The following is a 16,674-nucleotide window of genomic DNA, read 5'->3' as shown; positions in this document are numbered from 1 at the left end:
TGATCGCAGGACTAAAGAATCCATTGAAACAATAACGACATAAAGAAAGTGAGACTTTATAAATGCAAATTGTGCATGCTCCAGCTAGAATAAAGTGGGTAGATGTATTAAAGGGACTGGCAATTATTTTTTTAGTCTTCTCACATTTGGTGCCTCATGGTTTTAAAGGGAATGAGTCGATGGATAAAAGCTTTATTATAGGTTATTTCTATTCCTTCCATATGCCTCTTTTCTTTTTTGCTTCTGGGTTTACTTCTAATTTTCAGAAGTATAAGTTTAGTAGTTTTCTGTGGTCTAAAATCAAAACAATCCTTTTACCATATACGACTCTTTATATATGCTCCTTATTGTATTTTGGTTGGATGCATTGGATGGGAATTGTCGGAACGCTTGATCCAATGGTTGTTATTGAAACTTTTTTATATGCAGATGGGAATCACCTGAGTATTCTTAATATGTCTCTATGGTTCCTACCTTGTCTTTTCTTGGCCCAAATTATTTCGTACTTAGTTTTGAAGATTTCCTCAAAGAAAAGTTATATGTATGTATTTTGGATATTGCTCACCATTCTAGGGGCATTTTTAAGTAAACTTGACACACATGCACTTCCCTGGTCGTTGGGAACTTCAATTAATGCAGCTTCCTTAATTATTTGTGGTTATTTATTTAAATTAAATGAACAATTTTTTATCGATAAAATTAAAATTAATAAACCATACTTTGCTTATGCCGCAGGTTTTCTGGGTCTTTTATTATTTTTAATAAATGATAAACCAGGTATGTCAGGAAATTACTATGGGCATAATTACATTTTATTTTATCTATCAGTACTGTGCAGCCTGATGTTCTATATATACTTATCCAAACAAATTGAGTCATCTAGTTTGCTGTCCTATTTCGGTAAAAATTCTCTAATTATATTTGGTCTGCATGGATTAATACTTAGCTTCTGGGAGAATGTGAATTTTTACGAGTTGTTTTCTGCTAAAACAAATATGTATTTAGATGGAATTTCATTTGTTGTTCTCTCTACCTTGCTTGTTTTCTTAAGTTGTGTCCTTTTTATTGAAATATTTAATAGATTCTTACCATTCCTGATTGGCAAAAAATTTAGTTTTGGTAATTCTAATATAACTACAATCCCCAATAAAAATGTTTAATGATTAACTAAAAAACCCCCCGATTTTTATTCGAGGGTTTTTTTATGCGTCGTACATCTGGATTGAATTAGAAAAGATCGGGATTATCAGGATATATTTCTTTAAATTGTGAACGTATAAGATCAATTTTTTCTTTTGAGATGGATGATGTCTTTTTCAATACGATAGCTTTTACGTTATTATCAAGGGTGTAGCTTTTTAAAGGTTTAAAATTATTTTTAAGAGATCCGTTCATGACTTCTTCTGCAAGTATACCTATAACTTTTTGACCACTTTCACCTAAATGGTATTGTGTAGGTAATGCGATCACAACATAATCAGACTCAAAAAACGACACTGGGAAGCCATCTCTTAAATCTACATGATGGGTCAAATTCATAAACGGAAGAGCGTTGCTATTGTCAGGCATTTCGATCTGTCTGAGTATATCATCATTAAGGATTCCTGAGCTCGATAGAACATATACTTTATGCTGTTCTGATGAAATTTCCTTAAGATCAGCCGTCAATTGCTTCAACACAGGTATATCTGTTCTTACTCTAGGTGTTTGTTTAAAGTCACTGAATAAAGAAGATAAATAGGTAACCGGCCGTGCATTTGTATTCGTAAAGGTTACTAAGAAATTACAAAGCACTAAATAAGCCAGAATAACTAAGCCAATACTTTTTGCATATTTTATCTTGGATAAATAGTTTAGTATAAGAATAACGCCACTAATAAATAGAATTAACACGTTCACTGTAAGCAGATAATAATGCTGAGAAGCTAAGCTTTGGATTCTTGTAAAAAGAAAGTACGTAATGAATAAATTCGTAACTAAAAAGATTGATATATACCTTGTTTTACTCATAAATAGCAAGCCTACGAAACCAACAAGAGCTATGATAAAAATGAAGGCCCCATAATGATAAAATAAATTCTGCAAGTTACTTAAGACGTCACCAAAATAATAAGCTGAGTAGGCGTTCTTAAAGTTATTGGTCAGAGCTCTTTGAATAAACTCATTGAAGAATATGACAAGAAATAATGCGCTAGAAGCTCCTATAATGAAAAAATTTAAGATAACCTGTAAAAGCTGCTTAAAGCGAAAATCTTTTTCTATTATCCATTTGAATATAAAGGCGATACCGATCGACCCAAAAAAAGATACGATCCAGAATCCATACCATCGTCTTGTGAATGTTAGTAATACCAGGCAAGCAGCTAAAAGTAAAATCGCTTTTACATTTAAGCGTTCAAAATCATTATTAAATAAGATAACTAAGGCCAAGCCGATAAAAATAAGTCCTATAGAATCCAGGTATCCACCCAACATAGGAGCTATCATAATTGGAAAAGTAAATGTAAGTACAAAGATGATAAGAACGTTCAATTTTGTGTTTAGCTGGATTTGATCAGCAATCTTGATACATAATAAGAACAGTATCAAACAAGAAGGATACAAGAAGCAGGTGTAGATTGCTAACACATAGCTCATGTAGCTTGTACCTAAGAACTTTAACGGTAAAGCGAGAAAGACTGTTGGGAACACGGAATAATCGTCTCTTAAAATACTTGCATAGATTTGTTTAGATGCTGCTATAAAATCTGTACTTAAAAGGTTATTAAATTGTATGGAAGTATTCCAATAGGCCGAAAAGTCCCAATAATAAATGAAATGTTCCCTTTGGAGGAAAGCGTAAATGAATATAATTCCAACGAGGTAGCCGCCAAAAGCTAGGTATTGCACCATTATTTCTTTCTTTGCATATGTTAAGATACCACTGATGTGTAAAATGTATGTAGCACCTATGACAAACGACTGAGCAATATTTAGACTGAATAATATGGAGATATAGTAAGAATCAATTTTAAACAATATGAGAATCGGGATAAGTAGCCACATCAAAATCAAATAGGACCAAACAAAATTTTTATTAACTCTCGATAAATTCAAAAGCATATTCCCTCCCAAAATAGTGTGCTTATTAATTTTATAGTAATCATAAATGAAAGTATATACAGAAGATGTTGGAGGTTTCGTGAATGATAATAAAGGAAGTACTTGCAGGGGCAAAAATCATTGAACCCGTGGTCCATGGTGATCACCGTGGTTTTTTTATGGAAAGCTACAATGAACAAATGATGAAGCAGCATGGAATCAATCATGTTTTTATTCAGGATAATCAATCCTTATCGGCAGAAGCTGGCGTGATCCGAGGGCTGCATTACCAGCTTAACCCCAAAGCCCAGACCAAGCTCATTCGAGTGCTCTCTGGAGCCATCTATGATGTTATTGTGGATATTCGCAAAAGTTCTCCAACATTCGGTCATTGGGTCGGGGTAATCTTAAGCGAACATAATAGACGTCAGCTGCTGGTGCCTAAAGGATTTGCTCATGGGTTCTGTACGCTTGTTCCAAATACTCAAGTGCTGTACAAGGTAGACGAGTATTATTCACCCGAAAATGATCGGGGAATTCTGTGGAATGACCCTGCGCTGGGGATTGATTGGCCAACTTCTCATGCTATTCTTTCAGAGAAGGATCAGAAGCATCCGACATTTAGGGATGCAGACATTAACTTTGATTAGAGTGATAATAGGCGGCTGTTTTGTCGTTCTGTTTTAAAATAACATGTTAATTGTATTAAAGCACGTTTGAGGAGGTATTTATGAAACTTCTTGTCACCGGCGGTGCCGGATTTATTGGCAGTAACTTTGTATTGTATATGTTAAAGCAGCATCCAGATTATGAAATCGTGAATGTGGACGCACTCACCTATGCAGGCAACTTGGAAAATTTGAAATCCATTGAAGATCATCCCAAACATTCCTTTGTGAAAGCAGATATTACTGATGCACAAGTGATGGATCAGCTGATGCAGCAGGGAATTGATGTGGTGGTGAATTTTGCGGCAGAGTCGCATGTGGATCGGAGTATTTTGGAGCCGGAAGTGTTTGTGAAAACAAACGTATTCGGTACACAGGTGTTACTGGATGCCGCCAAGAAATATAATGTGACCAAATTTGTGCAGGTATCGACAGATGAAGTATACGGTTCACTGGGTGAAACCGGATTGTTCACAGAGGAAACTCCGTTGCAGCCTAATAGTCCCTATTCTGCTTCCAAGGCAGGCGGTGACCTGTTAGTTCGTGCATATCATGAAACCTTCGGTTTGCCAGTGAATATCACACGTTGTTCTAATAATTACGGTCCATATCAATTCCCAGAAAAACTGATTCCGTTAATGATCTCACGTGCATTGAGCGACCAACAGCTTCCTGTGTATGGGGATGGCTTGAACATTCGCGATTGGTTGTATGTAGAGGATCACTGTAGTGCAATTGATCTGGTCATTCATCAGGGCAAGTTGGGTGAAGTATATAATATCGGGGGAAATAACGAGCGGACGAATGTGCATATCGTCAAAACGGTATTGGAGGAGCTAGGCAAGCCAGAATCTCTAATCTCGTATGTGCAGGATCGTCCGGGTCATGACCGCCGTTACGGTATTGATCCGACCAAAACCATGAACGAGCTGGGCTGGAAGCCCAAGCACTCTTTTGAGACCGGCATTAAAGAAACGATTCGCTGGTACTTGGACAACGAGGAGTGGTGGACCCGCATTCAATCTGGCGAATATCAGCAATATTATACCAGGCAGTATGGTTCCCGCTTAGGGGATGTGTAAAATGAGAATATTGGTTACTGGAGCATCTGGTCAACTCGGCAAGGATGTGGCAAAAGTCTTCCAAGAGCAAGGACATAATGTTCTTGGCTACGATCGGGAACAACTGGATATAACAAATTTGGATCAGGCGATGAACATAGTAGGACAATATCAGCCTGAAGCTGTAATCCACTGTGCAGCGTATACAGCAGTGGATGCGGCGGAGACTGATATGGATAGAGCTTATCAAGTAAATGCTGCAGGAACACGTAATATGGTATTGGCTGCGGAAAAAGTAGGAGCTAAACTGGTGTATATCAGTACAGATTATGTATTTGATGGAACAGCCGAGCAGCCCTATCACGAATATGATAATACGAATCCGCAGAGTATCTATGGGAAGTCCAAACGAGCAGGAGAGGTGCTAACCAAGACACTTTGCTCTAGGTACTTTATTGTTCGTACGTCATGGGTGTATGGGCTGTACGGGAACAATTTCGTTAAAACCATGTTGAAGCTTGGACAAGAGAAGCCGCAGCTTCAGGTGGTAAATGATCAGAAGGGTTCACCTACCTATACGGTGGATTTGGCACGTTTTTTGGCGGAATTGATTCAAACGGAGAAGTATGGCGTATATCATGCATCCAATAGCGGTTCTTGCACCTGGTACGAGTTCACACAAGCTATTTTGCAGGATGCCGCAGAGCTATATGCTGTAAAAATCACTGCAAAATTAGAGCCTTGCAGCACAGAGCAGTTTCCTAGACCCGCAGCGCGGCCACGTAATTCCGTGATGGAGCATATTGCAATCCGGACCAACGGATTCCACGATTTACAGGATTGGCGCAAGGGATTGCGTGACTTTTTGCAGGAGTATTTTGATAAATCCGAGTAATTGAAACTTTATCATAGCTATCAAAAATCTCCCATCATTTCAGGATTGGGAGATTTTGTTATGTTAAAGACTATGTTGATTAAGGATGGTGAGCATTATAATGTATAGGCAGGTGGGACATACATGTCCCCGTAGCCCATATTTCCAAAGAAGGAGGGAATTACTCTGAACAGACCTAACGTACAAGTTTTATTGTCTACATATAATGGAGCAGCTTACTTAGATGAACAGATAGAAAGTCTCATCAATCAAAAAGACGTAGAAGTGCAGATTCTAATCCGTGATGATGGCTCGACAGATGATACGGTAGCCAAGTTGATTACACTGGAGCAACGCTATCCCCAACAGATTAGGTTATGCCTTAAGAGCAATGTAGGTGTTATTACGAGTTTTTTTGATTTGATTCAAAGATCGTCCGAGACATTCGACTATTACGCTTTTTGTGATCAGGATGATGTGTGGATGCCGAACAAGCTTGCTCGGGCTGTAGCTCGGCTCAGGGAAAAGGATGAGAGCCGGCCGCTGATGTACTGTTCTGCTACCCAAATGGTCTCTCAAAACTTGGAGCCACTCAAGGTATGGCCAGCTGATATTCCCCGACCTTTATCCTTGTATAATGCTCTCATCGAGAATGTATGTGTAGGTTGCACCATGGTGTTCAATAAACCAACACTCCAGCTCGTGAAAAAGAAAACTCCAGCTACCTTAAACAATGTTATTATGCATGACTGGTGGATTTACTTATGTACCGCTTCTTTTGGTGAGGTTGTTTTTGATCCCGAGCCGTCGATTTGGTATCGGCAGCATCAAAACAACGTGCTGGGAGGTTCAACGGATGGCTGGGTTAGCAAGTGGAGAAAGAGACTAAGTAGATTTGTGAAAGGAAAAAATCGCTATATTTTAAGTAAACAAGCCCGGCAATTTGTTCAACTATATGGACAAGATATGCCTCCTCAATTATACAGAGATGTGGATCAATTCCTGGATAGCTACCAAAAGGGTGTGCTTTCTCGTATGAAATATATTGGGCAGTCTCCATTTTACAGGCAGTCACGGTTGGACAACTGGATTTATAAGTTAGTTTTTATACTGGGGAAATTATAAGAGGCTGGAAAGAAAAATATTGAAACTTTTTTCCATATAAAAGCGTCAAATATTCAAAGGTGCAAATGAATGCTAGATAAAAACCCATCGAATGCGTGTTCCTTTTTGGAAATATATAGTATAATTGAAACGTGCAACCGATAGAGCTGACAAGGGCGGTCGGCTAACTCTCCCGAGGAGGGGGGTGAAGCCTGTGACAGTGTTTGAGGCGCTCAGTTTAATGCTGACGTTCGGGGCGTTAATCGTCACACTGTTAGAGTTTAGCAAACGAAAATAGACCGCCCCCGCAAGGAAGGGTCTATTTTCGGCCTGATTGTTCCAAAACCGTCCGCTCTTGGAGCGTTGGTTGCGCGGGGCTGGCTGGCACCAGCCCTTTTTCCATGTATATCTTACCACGATGAAATTTAGACCTCAACCGAGGATTTTACAAAAATCTAATAATCGACTTCCAATGAACAATATATAGATCCAAATGGTTTCGTTTGTCTATATTTGCACTTTGGAGTGACTGGAATCGAATTTTGTGAAATTCTACTAACTATGCAAGGTTACAAGTTATGTGCTTTTTTGCGCCCCGTGGTCTGCACGGTATGCTATAATAGGCGATAGTAGAATAGATTACTGAATTTGTCAGGAGCGTTTTAAATATGGATGTAAGCATACTGGTCGTCAACTATAATACATGTCGATTGACGCTAGATTGTTTGCAATCGGTGTATGCGTCAAAGACGCAGTATCGATATGAAGTGATTGTTATCGATAATCACTCCAGTGACGGGTCTGTTGAGGCTATTCGTGCTGCATACCCGGAAATTATGTTGATAGCTAATCAGGATAATACAGGGTTTGCCAAGGCGAACAACCAGGGCATGGAAGTAGCTAGCGGGCGTTATGTATTGCTGTTGAACTCCGATACGTTGGTGCAGCCGGATACGCTGGATACAATGATTCAATTTATGGATACACATCCGGAGATGGGGGCATCGGGTTGTAAGGTCATCCTGCCGGATGGCTCGCTAGATAAGGCTTGTAAGCGAGGGTTTCCAACGCCGTCTGCGTCTTTTTACTATGCTTTCGGCTGGTCGAAGCGTTACCCGGATAACCCGAAGTACAACCAATATCAGCTTGGGCATCTAAGCCCGGATGATGAGTATCCTGTGGATGTACTGGTTGGGGCTTTTATGCTGGTGCGTCGGGAGACGATTGACCAGGTCGGCGGATTGGACGAAACCTTTTTTATGTATGGTGAGGACATAGACTGGTGTTACCGGATTAAACAAGCTGGTTGGGGCATTTACTACTACCCACGCACATATATTATTCATATCAAAGGAGGCAGTGCTCGCCGTCGCCCTTTGAAAATTATTTATGAGTTTCATAGAGCTATGTGGGTATTTCATCGTAAGCATTATAAGCAGCAATACAGCTGGATCACCAATATGGCTGTATATGCGGGAATTACGGTGAAGTTTGGAATGGCTTTTCTAAAAAATAAGTTGTCTGCACCGGTTAAGCCGGACAGCGGGGAACAATCTCGTACTGAGGTGAAAGCATGATACGCAGAAATCAGCGTTTTTTAACCCAATTATATATTGTGGCGGATTTCGCGGTCATTCAGTTATCCTTTCTGATCGCTTGGTTTTTTAAATTTGAAAGTGAATGGATCACTTATAAAGAGCCACTTCCTATTCAAGTATATGGAGGGTGGAGCTTAATATACGGTCTAATTGCCGTAGTGCTGGGGATGTTATTCTCACTTTATTCACCAAAACGAAAAAAACGGTTTGCAGATGACGTGTTTCGTGTCACACAGATTCATATTGTTGGCCTGTTTGTGCTGTTGAGTGTAATGTTCTTCGTAAAGCAAATCGACATCTCGCGGTCCTACCTGGCGATCTATATGGTTGGTAATGTGCTGATTATTTTGTTTTATCGTTATTTTTTGAAGCAAATTCTTAAAATTCTCCGTCAAAAAGGATACAATAAGCAATTCATGCTCATTCTTGGAGCAGGCTCTTTGGGCCAACGATTTTATCATAATCTTGGACAGTATCCTGATTTAGGCTATGAAGTAGTGGGATTTCTGGATGATAAACGACATTGGAGTGAAGAGGAAGAAGCTCATTTTCGTCCGATTCTTGGAGGATTAGATCAGTTGGAGGCAACGCTGTCGCGCCTGATGATTGATGAGGTCATTCTGGCGCTGCCGCTGGATGCCCATGATAAGTATCCCAAGATTATCAACATGTGTGAAAAGGCTGGAGTACGCACGCTTATTATTCCCGATTTCTTTGATTATTTGCCGGCACGACCTTACTTTGACAATTTTGCAGGTATGCCGATGATCAATGTACGGGATATTCCGCTGGATGTAGCAGGGAATCGATTGTTTAAGCGTCTATTCGATATTTTATTTTCTTTATTCGCCATTGTCCTGACCTCTCCGATTATGCTGGCCGTGGCGATTGGTGTGAAAGTCACGTCGAGAGGCCCCATTATTTTTAAGCAGGAGCGGGTAGGCTTGAACCGTCGTACCTTCCGGATGTACAAATTTCGTTCGATGAAGGTACTGCCGCCTGGAACTGAAGATACGGGCTGGACGACTGCCAATGACCCAAGACGCACACGTTTTGGTACTTTTATTCGTAAAACAAGCCTCGACGAGCTGCCACAGTTTTTCAACGTACTGTTGGGTGATATGAGCGTCGTTGGCCCACGCCCGGAACGGCCCTATTATGTGGATCAATTCCGTGAGGAAATTCCAAAATACATGGTGAAGCATCATGTTCGTCCCGGAATTACAGGCTGGGCACAGAGTAACGGCTTGCGTGGAGATACATCTATTGAGGAACGGATTAAGCACGACATCTTCTATATTGAGAACTGGTCGCTCTTATTCGATATTAAAATTATTTTTCGCACGATTCGCAATGGTTTCAAAAACGCATATTAATCCAGAGTCACCCTTCGGCTTAGCCGGAGGGTGTTTTTTGTGTCTATATAGCTGATTTTTTAGTTCAACTGATATAGGGCTGTTTTGAGTAGGTGTATGTAGGGTATTGACCTGTACGAAAAGGATGTGACACCCTATGAAACGAGTGATTGCTGCAGTCATTCTTTTAATGATAATCGGTACATTTTTACTGGCTTACAAAGGACAATCTACAGAAGAACATACTGGCTTCACCACACACCGTGTGATTTCGCATGCCATGGGAGCTGTTGATGGTTTGGCCTATACCAATACGCGTGAAGCGTTTGTGGAAAATTATAAAAAAGGCAGCCGTGTATTCGAGGTCGACCTGATGTTTACTTCGGATGGACATTTGGTGGCGCGCCATGAATGGACAGAATCCTTTACAAAACAGATGCAACAGGAATACGCAGTTGCTACAGAGCAGGGCGGAAAGCCTTGGAGCTATCATCAATTCAAAAACACCCCCATACACGGTTCCTATACTCCACTAGATTGGAAGGATGTATTGGATTTACTGGAAAACTACCCGGATGCCTATATTGTGACCGATACGAAAGAGCAGGACCCTGCCCGAATCAAACAGCTGTTTGCGCAACTGACCCGTCAGGCCCAAGAGAAAAATCCCGAACTTTTGTCTCGTATTGTCCCTCAAATTTATAATGAAGAAATGCTGCAAACGTTGCGGAGTATCTATCCTTATACATCCATTATTTATACGCTCTATGCTACAGAAGATACAGATGACCAGATCATTCAATTTGTCCAACAACATGATATAACGGCAGTAACTTTACCAGAAAATCGCGTGAGTGGTGCCTTAGTGGAAAGTTTACGTCAGGCAGGGGCAGTGTGCTACGTAAATACGATTAACGAGTTGCAGGACGCCACTGAGTACGAACAGATGGGTGTAAGAGGTTTTTATACTGACGTTTTAACGGAAAAAGAACTTAGTAGACGCAGTTGGTTGTATGCGCTGAGACCATGAGCTGTCTGAACTCGGTGTTCCCATTTGATACGAACATTGACACCTTTTAACCACTGTCATAGACTTAGCATAGAACGCTTTTGGATATTGGAATTCGGCTCGTCTGGATGATGACAAAAGCAATGGATGCTGGAGGAATGTGTGTTGGCAGATTCAATTCAATCATGGAGGCATGTATTTAAGCTTGATCCTGACAAGGAACTGAATGATGAGGCGCTTGATGCCGTGTGTATGTCTGGTACGGACGCCATTATGGTTGGAGGTTCATCGGGCGTAACCTATGAAAATACGGTGGATTTGCTATCGCGGGTTCGGCGTTATGAGGTGCCGTGTGTGCTTGAGGTATCCGATCTGGAAGCTGTGGTGCCGGGGTTTGATCTATATATGATTCCCATGGTGCTGAATACCGCTGACAGTAATTGGATTATGGGGCAGCACCAACGTGCGATTGAGCAATTTGGTTATATGATCCCTTGGGATTTGCTTGTGACGGAAGGATATATTGTTTTGAACGGTGGCTCCACCGTCGCTAAGCTTACCGGTGCGGAAACTTCATTGAGTGCTTCTGCTGCCACTTCATATGCACAGATTGCTGACAAGCTTATGCATCTGCCAATTGTATATGTGGAATATAGCGGTGTCTTTGGAGATATGGAGCTGGTACAACAAATACATCGCAGTACGGAGCGATCTCGTGTCCTATACGGAGGAGGGATCGTGGATAAATCTACCGCGTTACAAGCAGCAGCTGTTTGTGACACCATTGTAGTAGGAAACATTATTTATCGTGATTTGGCGAAAGCGCTGGAGACGGTAGCTGTGAAATTGGAAGTATAGAGCGTGAATTTTATGAAAGCTTAGGGAAGGAGCATGCACGCATGCAATCAATAGATATACACGAGGCGGTAGCTCGCCTGAATCAGCCTCAACGTCAGGCCGTGGAGGCGGTAGATGGTCCGCTGCTGATTATGGCTGGGGCAGGCAGTGGTAAGACACGGGTGCTCACGCACCGAATAGCTTACCTCATTGCGACCCGCAAGACGGCTCCATGGGGGATTTTGGCGATTACCTTTACGAACAAGGCCGCGCGTGAAATGCAGGATCGCGTATCCAAGCTAATTGGCCCACAGGGGAGAGATGTATGGGTATCCACCTTTCACTCCATGTGTGTGCGTATTTTACGCCGGGATATCGAGCGAATCGGATTTACCTCTAATTTCAGCATCTTGGATTCTACGGATCAATTGTCTGTCATCCGGAGCTGCATGAAAGACTTGAATATAGATACCAAAAAGTTTGAACCCAAAGCGGTCCAATCTATGATGAGTACGGCTAAAAATGAACTGGTCACTCCCGAAATGTATGAGCGCAAGATTGGCGATTATTTTGAAGGAATTGTGGCGAAGGTATATACCAAGTACCAACAACGGCTCAAAAATAACAACTCTCTTGATTTTGATGATTTGATCATGGCAACGATCCAGCTCTTTAAAGAAGTACCAGAGGTGCTAGATTTCTACCAAAAGAAATTTCAATACATTCATGTTGATGAATATCAGGATACGAACCGTGCGCAGTACATGCTGTGTAAAATGCTGGCCGACAAGCATCATCGGCTATGTGTTGTAGGTGACAGCGACCAATCCATCTATCGCTGGCGGGGTGCGGATATTAGCAACATTTTGAACTTTGAAGAGGATTACCCGGAAGCACGCACGATTTTGCTGGAGCAGAACTATCGCTCAACTTCAAATATTCTTAATGCAGCTAACGAAGTCATTGGCCAAAATACAGGCCGTAAGCCGAAAAAACTATGGACCGACAAAGAAGGCGGCGCCAAGATTAAGGTTTATCGTGCTGACTCCGAGCATGACGAAGGTTATTTTATCGCCTCAGAAATTCATAAGAATATTAAGGCGGGCAAAACCTATAGCCATCATGCCATTTTGTACCGAACGAATGCTCAGTCCCGGGTGGTCGAGGAAATTTTGATTAAATCGGATATTCCTTACCAAATCGTGGGCGGAATCAAGTTCTATGATCGTAAAGAGATTAAGGATTTGCTGGCGTATCTTCGCCTACTGTCCAATCCTGACGACGATATCAGCCTGACCCGAATCATTAATGTACCCAAACGAAGCATCGGCGACACAACGGTTGCCAAATTGCAGGCAGCAGCGGCAGAACGTGGAGTTTCGATTTTCCGTGTGCTTCAAGTGGTAGATGACTTGGGCTTTGCTGGACGCACACGCAATGCGCTTGTAGAGTTTTACGATATGATTGAAGGTTTAAGTCGGATGGTGGATTACCTGTCAGTTACTGAGTTGACTGAAAAAATGCTGGAAACCACTCAATATCGATTGGAACTGCAAAACGAGAATACACTCGAGTCACGCTCGCGTTTGGAGAATATTGATGAGTTTCTGTCAGTAACCATGGAATTTGAAAAAGGGACGGAAGACAAGTCGCTTGTCTCCTTCCTGACCGATCTTGCTCTGATTGCCGATATTGATTCCATGAATGACGATGAAGAGGAGCAGAGTGATGCGGTGGTATTAATGACCATGCATAGCGCCAAAGGATTGGAGTTTCCTATCGTATTTATCGTTGGTATGGAGGAAGGGGTATTCCCTCACAGCAGGGCCTTTTTGGATAATGAAGAGCTGGAGGAAGAGCGTAGATTGGCGTATGTCGGGATTACCCGAGCTGAGGAGCAGTTGTTCCTTACATGCGCTCAGATGCGCACTCTGTTTGGACGTACCACAGCTAACCCGCCTTCCCGCTTTCTCGAAGAGATTCCGGATGAGTTAAAAGAGGATACGGTCATCAAGCGTGATCGTTACCGTCGTTCAGGCAATGTAGGCGGATCTTATGGTGGTCGCGGACTGGGCAAAAGCAGTGGCAGCAACTTTGGTGGAGAGCGCTCGTTTGATACGATGAGCCGTAGTGGCTCGTCTGCTTCAGCGTCGCCCCGCGTAACAGTGACCACTTCCTCACCCGCAAAACCAACTCCGACTGCTTCGACAGGGGGTTCATCCATTTTTGCTGCCGGAGACAAGGTACAGCATGGCAAATGGGGAATTGGAACCATTGTAGCTGTAAAAGGAACGGGCAATGATATGGAGCTTCAGATTGCTTTCCCGGCTCCAGTGGGGGTTAAACGACTGTTAGCTGGCTTTGCGCCGATTACAAAAGTAGAATAAATTTAAATTATCATTAAATCTCGAACCTCATAGGGCAGCTTGGCTAAGGCCTCTGCCCTAATGAAGTTCCCGGAGGGATACGCCTGCATGAACCCAATGCACAGGATGGAGCAGCTTGTTGCTGAACTGAACACATATAACTATCACTACTATACATTGGATGATCCCCAGATCAGCGACAAAGAATATGATGTGCTTTATGACGAACTGGTAGCGCTTGAACAGACAAGCGGTATTGTACTGCCGGATTCGCCAACACAGCGTGTGGGCGGGGAGATCCTCAAGGGTTTCACACCGCATCGCCATCTGGCCCCATTATGGAGTCTTGATAAAGCCCAGAATATGGAGCAGCTACGTGCATGGAACGCGCGTGTCGTGAAGCTGATTAATGATTACAATACCAAGAACCCAGAGCAACCTTTGCCATCCCCCGGCTATGCGATAGAACTAAAATTTGATGGACTGACGCTGAACCTAACGTACACGGATGGACAACTGGTGCAGGCTTCTACACGTGGTAATGGTGTGGTAGGTGAGGGGATACTGGCACAGGTCAAGACGATTAAATCCGTGCCACTTACAATTCCTTTTCGAAATGGAACAATTGAGGTACAGGGAGAAGGAATCATGAATCTCTCTGTACTGTCCAAATATAATGAGACTGCCGTGGACCCTCTTAAAAATGCACGCAACGCCGCAGCTGGTGCTTTGCGCAACTTGAATCCCAAAGTGACAGCAGAACGCCGATTGAATGCATTTTTCTACAACGTGGGATATGCAGACGGTATCCAGTTTAGCAGCCACCAGGAGATGATGACCTTCCTGCGTGAAAATCATTTCAAGGTAAACCCATACCTGACTTACTTTGATAATTTTGATGATGTAATGGAGCAGCTGATTGAGATTGAGGAATCGCGTGCAGGATTGGACTATCTTATTGATGGGGCAGTATTGAAAATTACAGATATGCGCACACGTGAGGTTCTCGGATATACTGATAAATTCCCACGCTGGGCGGTGGCCTATAAGTTCGAAGCAGAGGAAACGACTACGGTGCTTAACTCGGTAGAGTGGAATGTAGGAAGAACCGGTAAGATCACTCCACTGGCTAGGGTAGAACCGGTAGAACTGGCGGGAGTCACTGTACAAAATTGTACGCTGAACAATGCTGGTGACATTGAGCGTAAAAATCTGAAGTTTGCTTTGGGGGCACGCGTGTTTATTCGTCGCTCAAACGATGTTATTCCTGAGATTTTGGGAAAAGTAACATCTGAGAACGACGGAGAGGAAATTGTGGTTCCAAATCATTGTCCAGCTTGTGGGTTTCCACTGCAGCAGCGAGGCGCCCATTTATTTTGCGACAATAAGCTAGGTTGTAAACCACAAATTGTGGCCCGCATTTCCCATTTTGCTTCACGTGATGCTATGGATATTGAGACGTTCAGTGACAAAACAGCTATCCAACTGCATGATGAACTGGGTGTCCGTGAACCTGCAGATCTGTATACACTGAAATATGATGATCTTGTGAAGCTGGAGCGGTTTGGTGAGAGAAAGGCTAATAACCTCTTGGCGGCACTTGAAAAGAGTAAGGAGAGAGATTTGGCTTCTTTCCTTTATGCTCTGGGTATACCAAATACCGGTAAAGCGACGACACGCATGTTGGCTGAACACTATCGTGATTTGCACAAGACGATGTCCGCTACGGTGGATGAACTGATAGAACTGCCGGATGTAGGTGGGATTGTCGCTGAAAGCATTGTTGCATTCTTTGCCGATCCATTTACTCAAGCAGGGATTGAAAAGATGCTGTCTCTAGGGGTAAAAGCTCAGGCCCCCCAAGCTCCACAGACGAAAAAGACAGACAGCTTTTTCAGTGGCAAAACGGTTGTGCTTACAGGTACCTTGCATCAGCTTACGCGTGATGAAGCTGCATCGAGGCTGGAGGCGCTGGGAGCCAAAGTTGCCGGATCTGTATCGAAAAAAACGGATCTAGTCATCGCTGGTGAAAAGGCTGGGAGCAAGCTGGCTAAGGCACAACAGCTCGAAATCGACACCATTGAAGATGAGGATGAATTCATCAGACTGTTAGAACAGCAATAATAGTTTTTGCAATGAGGGCAGCCATTCCGTTCCAAAGCGGATTGGCTGCCTTATTATCTAGCATGTTGTAAAAGAACAAGAGTATAAAAAAGTGCTTGCTAAATAACTTCAGGCATGATATATTATTAGACGTTGCTTTGAGAATAACATTTCTTGAAGCAAAGTTGCTGAAAAGATAATCAAAAAAAGATTTGACAAGAAAGCAACTAACATGATATGATCTAATTCCTGACTTATTAAACAAACGAGGTCAGACAAGTTCTTTGAAAACTGAACAAATGGATGATGAAATAAAGATTACTTCTTTTATAAAGAAGAATCGCTAGCATTAAAAATGAGCTAATCGCTCTTTCTATAAACCAACCTCGGTTGGTCTTTAATGGAGAGTTTGATCCTGGCTCAGGACGAACGCTGGCGGCGTGCCTAATACATGCAAGTCGAGCGGGGTTAGTTAGAAGCTTGCTTCTAACTAACCTAGCGGCGGACGGGTGAGTAACACGTAGGCAACCTGCCCACAAGACAGGGATAACTACCGGAAACGGTAGCTAATACCCGATACATCCTTTTCCTGCATGGGAGAAGGAGGAAAGGCGGAGC

The 16,674-nt window shown here is 42.5% G+C and carries 13 protein-coding genes and 1 rRNA gene; 13 read left to right on the top strand and 1 reads right to left on the bottom strand.

Annotated features, from left to right (window positions below; genetic code table 11):
* The first annotated feature begins 62 nt into the window (after nt 1-62).
* Entirely contained in the window at nt 63-1,160 is a 1,098-nt protein-coding gene (locus ACN6NF_RS22445) for an acyltransferase family protein (protein ID WP_474319624.1), read from the top strand.
* 67 nt (nt 1,161-1,227) lie between these two features.
* On the opposite strand, the gene ACN6NF_RS22440 is transcribed toward ACN6NF_RS22445, so the two are convergent.
* Nucleotides 1,228-3,102 carry a hypothetical protein gene (locus tag ACN6NF_RS22440; RefSeq protein ID WP_474319623.1) on the bottom strand — a complete coding sequence of 625 codons (1,875 nt, stop codon included), beginning with the start codon at nt 3,100-3,102 and terminating at the stop codon, nt 1,228-1,230.
* An 83-nt stretch (nt 3,103-3,185) separates the two neighbouring features.
* Here ACN6NF_RS22440 and rfbC point away from each other — a divergent pair, with 83 nt between their 5' ends.
* From rfbC to ACN6NF_RS22380, 12 genes are all read left to right on the top strand, one after another.
* Nucleotides 3,186-3,731 (top strand): dTDP-4-dehydrorhamnose 3,5-epimerase, encoded by a 546-nt coding sequence (gene rfbC, locus ACN6NF_RS22435; protein ID WP_474319622.1) that lies wholly within the window; start codon nt 3,186-3,188, stop codon nt 3,729-3,731.
* Between the two features lie 80 nt (nt 3,732-3,811).
* Complete coding sequence (rfbB, locus tag ACN6NF_RS22430) at nt 3,812-4,831, top strand: dTDP-glucose 4,6-dehydratase (RefSeq protein ID WP_474319621.1); 1,020 nt, start codon at nt 3,812-3,814, stop codon at nt 4,829-4,831.
* A 1-nt stretch (nt 4,832) separates the two neighbouring features.
* A complete protein-coding gene (gene rfbD, locus ACN6NF_RS22425) occupies nt 4,833-5,705 on the top strand; it encodes a dTDP-4-dehydrorhamnose reductase (protein WP_474319620.1) in 873 nt (290 codons plus the stop codon).
* 159 nt (nt 5,706-5,864) lie between these two features.
* Nucleotides 5,865-6,809: a glycosyltransferase family 2 protein gene (locus tag ACN6NF_RS22420; RefSeq protein ID WP_474319808.1), complete on the top strand. Its 945-nt coding sequence runs from the start codon at nt 5,865-5,867 to the stop codon at nt 6,807-6,809.
* Between the two features lie 184 nt (nt 6,810-6,993).
* Nucleotides 6,994-7,086, top strand: a complete 93-nt coding sequence (locus ACN6NF_RS22415; protein ID WP_377570451.1) for a putative holin-like toxin — start codon at nt 6,994-6,996, stop codon at nt 7,084-7,086.
* Nucleotides 7,087-7,456: 370 nt separating this feature from the next.
* Nucleotides 7,457-8,365, top strand: coding sequence for a glycosyltransferase family 2 protein (locus tag ACN6NF_RS22410; protein WP_474319619.1), 909 nt, complete (start codon nt 7,457-7,459; stop codon nt 8,363-8,365).
* The gene (locus tag ACN6NF_RS22405; protein ID WP_474319617.1) at nt 8,362-9,762 is read left to right on the top strand and encodes an undecaprenyl-phosphate glucose phosphotransferase; all 1,401 of its coding nucleotides are present in this window, start codon (nt 8,362-8,364) and stop codon (nt 9,760-9,762) included. Before ACN6NF_RS22410 ends, ACN6NF_RS22405 begins: the two co-directional genes overlap by 4 nt.
* 136 nt (nt 9,763-9,898) lie before the next feature.
* The gene (locus ACN6NF_RS22400; RefSeq protein ID WP_474319615.1) at nt 9,899-10,771 is read left to right on the top strand and encodes a phosphatidylinositol-specific phospholipase C/glycerophosphodiester phosphodiesterase family protein; all 873 of its coding nucleotides are present in this window, start codon (nt 9,899-9,901) and stop codon (nt 10,769-10,771) included.
* A 144-nt stretch (nt 10,772-10,915) separates the two neighbouring features.
* Nucleotides 10,916-11,608 (top strand): heptaprenylglyceryl phosphate synthase, encoded by a 693-nt coding sequence (gene pcrB / locus ACN6NF_RS22395; protein WP_474319614.1) that lies wholly within the window; start codon nt 10,916-10,918, stop codon nt 11,606-11,608.
* Nucleotides 11,609-11,649: 41 nt separating this feature from the next.
* Nucleotides 11,650-13,974, top strand: coding sequence for a DNA helicase PcrA (gene pcrA / locus ACN6NF_RS22390; RefSeq protein WP_474319611.1), 2,325 nt, complete (start codon nt 11,650-11,652; stop codon nt 13,972-13,974).
* A gap of 87 nt (nt 13,975-14,061) precedes the next feature.
* Nucleotides 14,062-16,077 (top strand): NAD-dependent DNA ligase LigA, encoded by a 2,016-nt coding sequence (gene ligA, locus ACN6NF_RS22385; RefSeq protein ID WP_474319609.1) that lies wholly within the window; start codon nt 14,062-14,064, stop codon nt 16,075-16,077.
* Nucleotides 16,078-16,453: 376 nt separating this feature from the next.
* Nucleotides 16,454-16,674: ribosomal RNA gene (locus tag ACN6NF_RS22380) — 16S ribosomal RNA — on the top strand; the annotation flags it as partial.

This window comes from Paenibacillus sp. TSM33, from assembly GCF_056099025.1.
This window is presented reverse-complemented; position numbering and strand designations above follow the sequence as displayed.

Bases quoted from the DNA above. Each gene is read 5' to 3' on its own strand.
- ACN6NF_RS22445 (WP_474319624.1), top strand. From the start codon at position 63: ATGCAAATTGTGCATGCTCCAGCTAGAATAAAGTGGGTAGATGTATTA.
- ACN6NF_RS22440 (WP_474319623.1), bottom strand. From the start codon at position 3,102: ATGCTTTTGAATTTATCGAGAGTTAATAAAAATTTTGTTTGGTCCTAT.
- rfbC (WP_474319622.1), top strand. From the start codon at position 3,186: ATGATAATAAAGGAAGTACTTGCAGGGGCAAAAATCATTGAACCCGTG.
- rfbB (WP_474319621.1), top strand. From the start codon at position 3,812: ATGAAACTTCTTGTCACCGGCGGTGCCGGATTTATTGGCAGTAACTTT.
- rfbD (WP_474319620.1), top strand. From the start codon at position 4,833: ATGAGAATATTGGTTACTGGAGCATCTGGTCAACTCGGCAAGGATGTG.
- ACN6NF_RS22410 (WP_474319619.1), top strand. From the start codon at position 7,457: ATGGATGTAAGCATACTGGTCGTCAACTATAATACATGTCGATTGACG.
- ACN6NF_RS22405 (WP_474319617.1), top strand. From the start codon at position 8,362: ATGATACGCAGAAATCAGCGTTTTTTAACCCAATTATATATTGTGGCG.
- ACN6NF_RS22400 (WP_474319615.1), top strand. From the start codon at position 9,899: ATGAAACGAGTGATTGCTGCAGTCATTCTTTTAATGATAATCGGTACA.
- pcrA (WP_474319611.1), top strand. From the start codon at position 11,650: ATGCAATCAATAGATATACACGAGGCGGTAGCTCGCCTGAATCAGCCT.
- ligA (WP_474319609.1), top strand. From the start codon at position 14,062: ATGAACCCAATGCACAGGATGGAGCAGCTTGTTGCTGAACTGAACACA.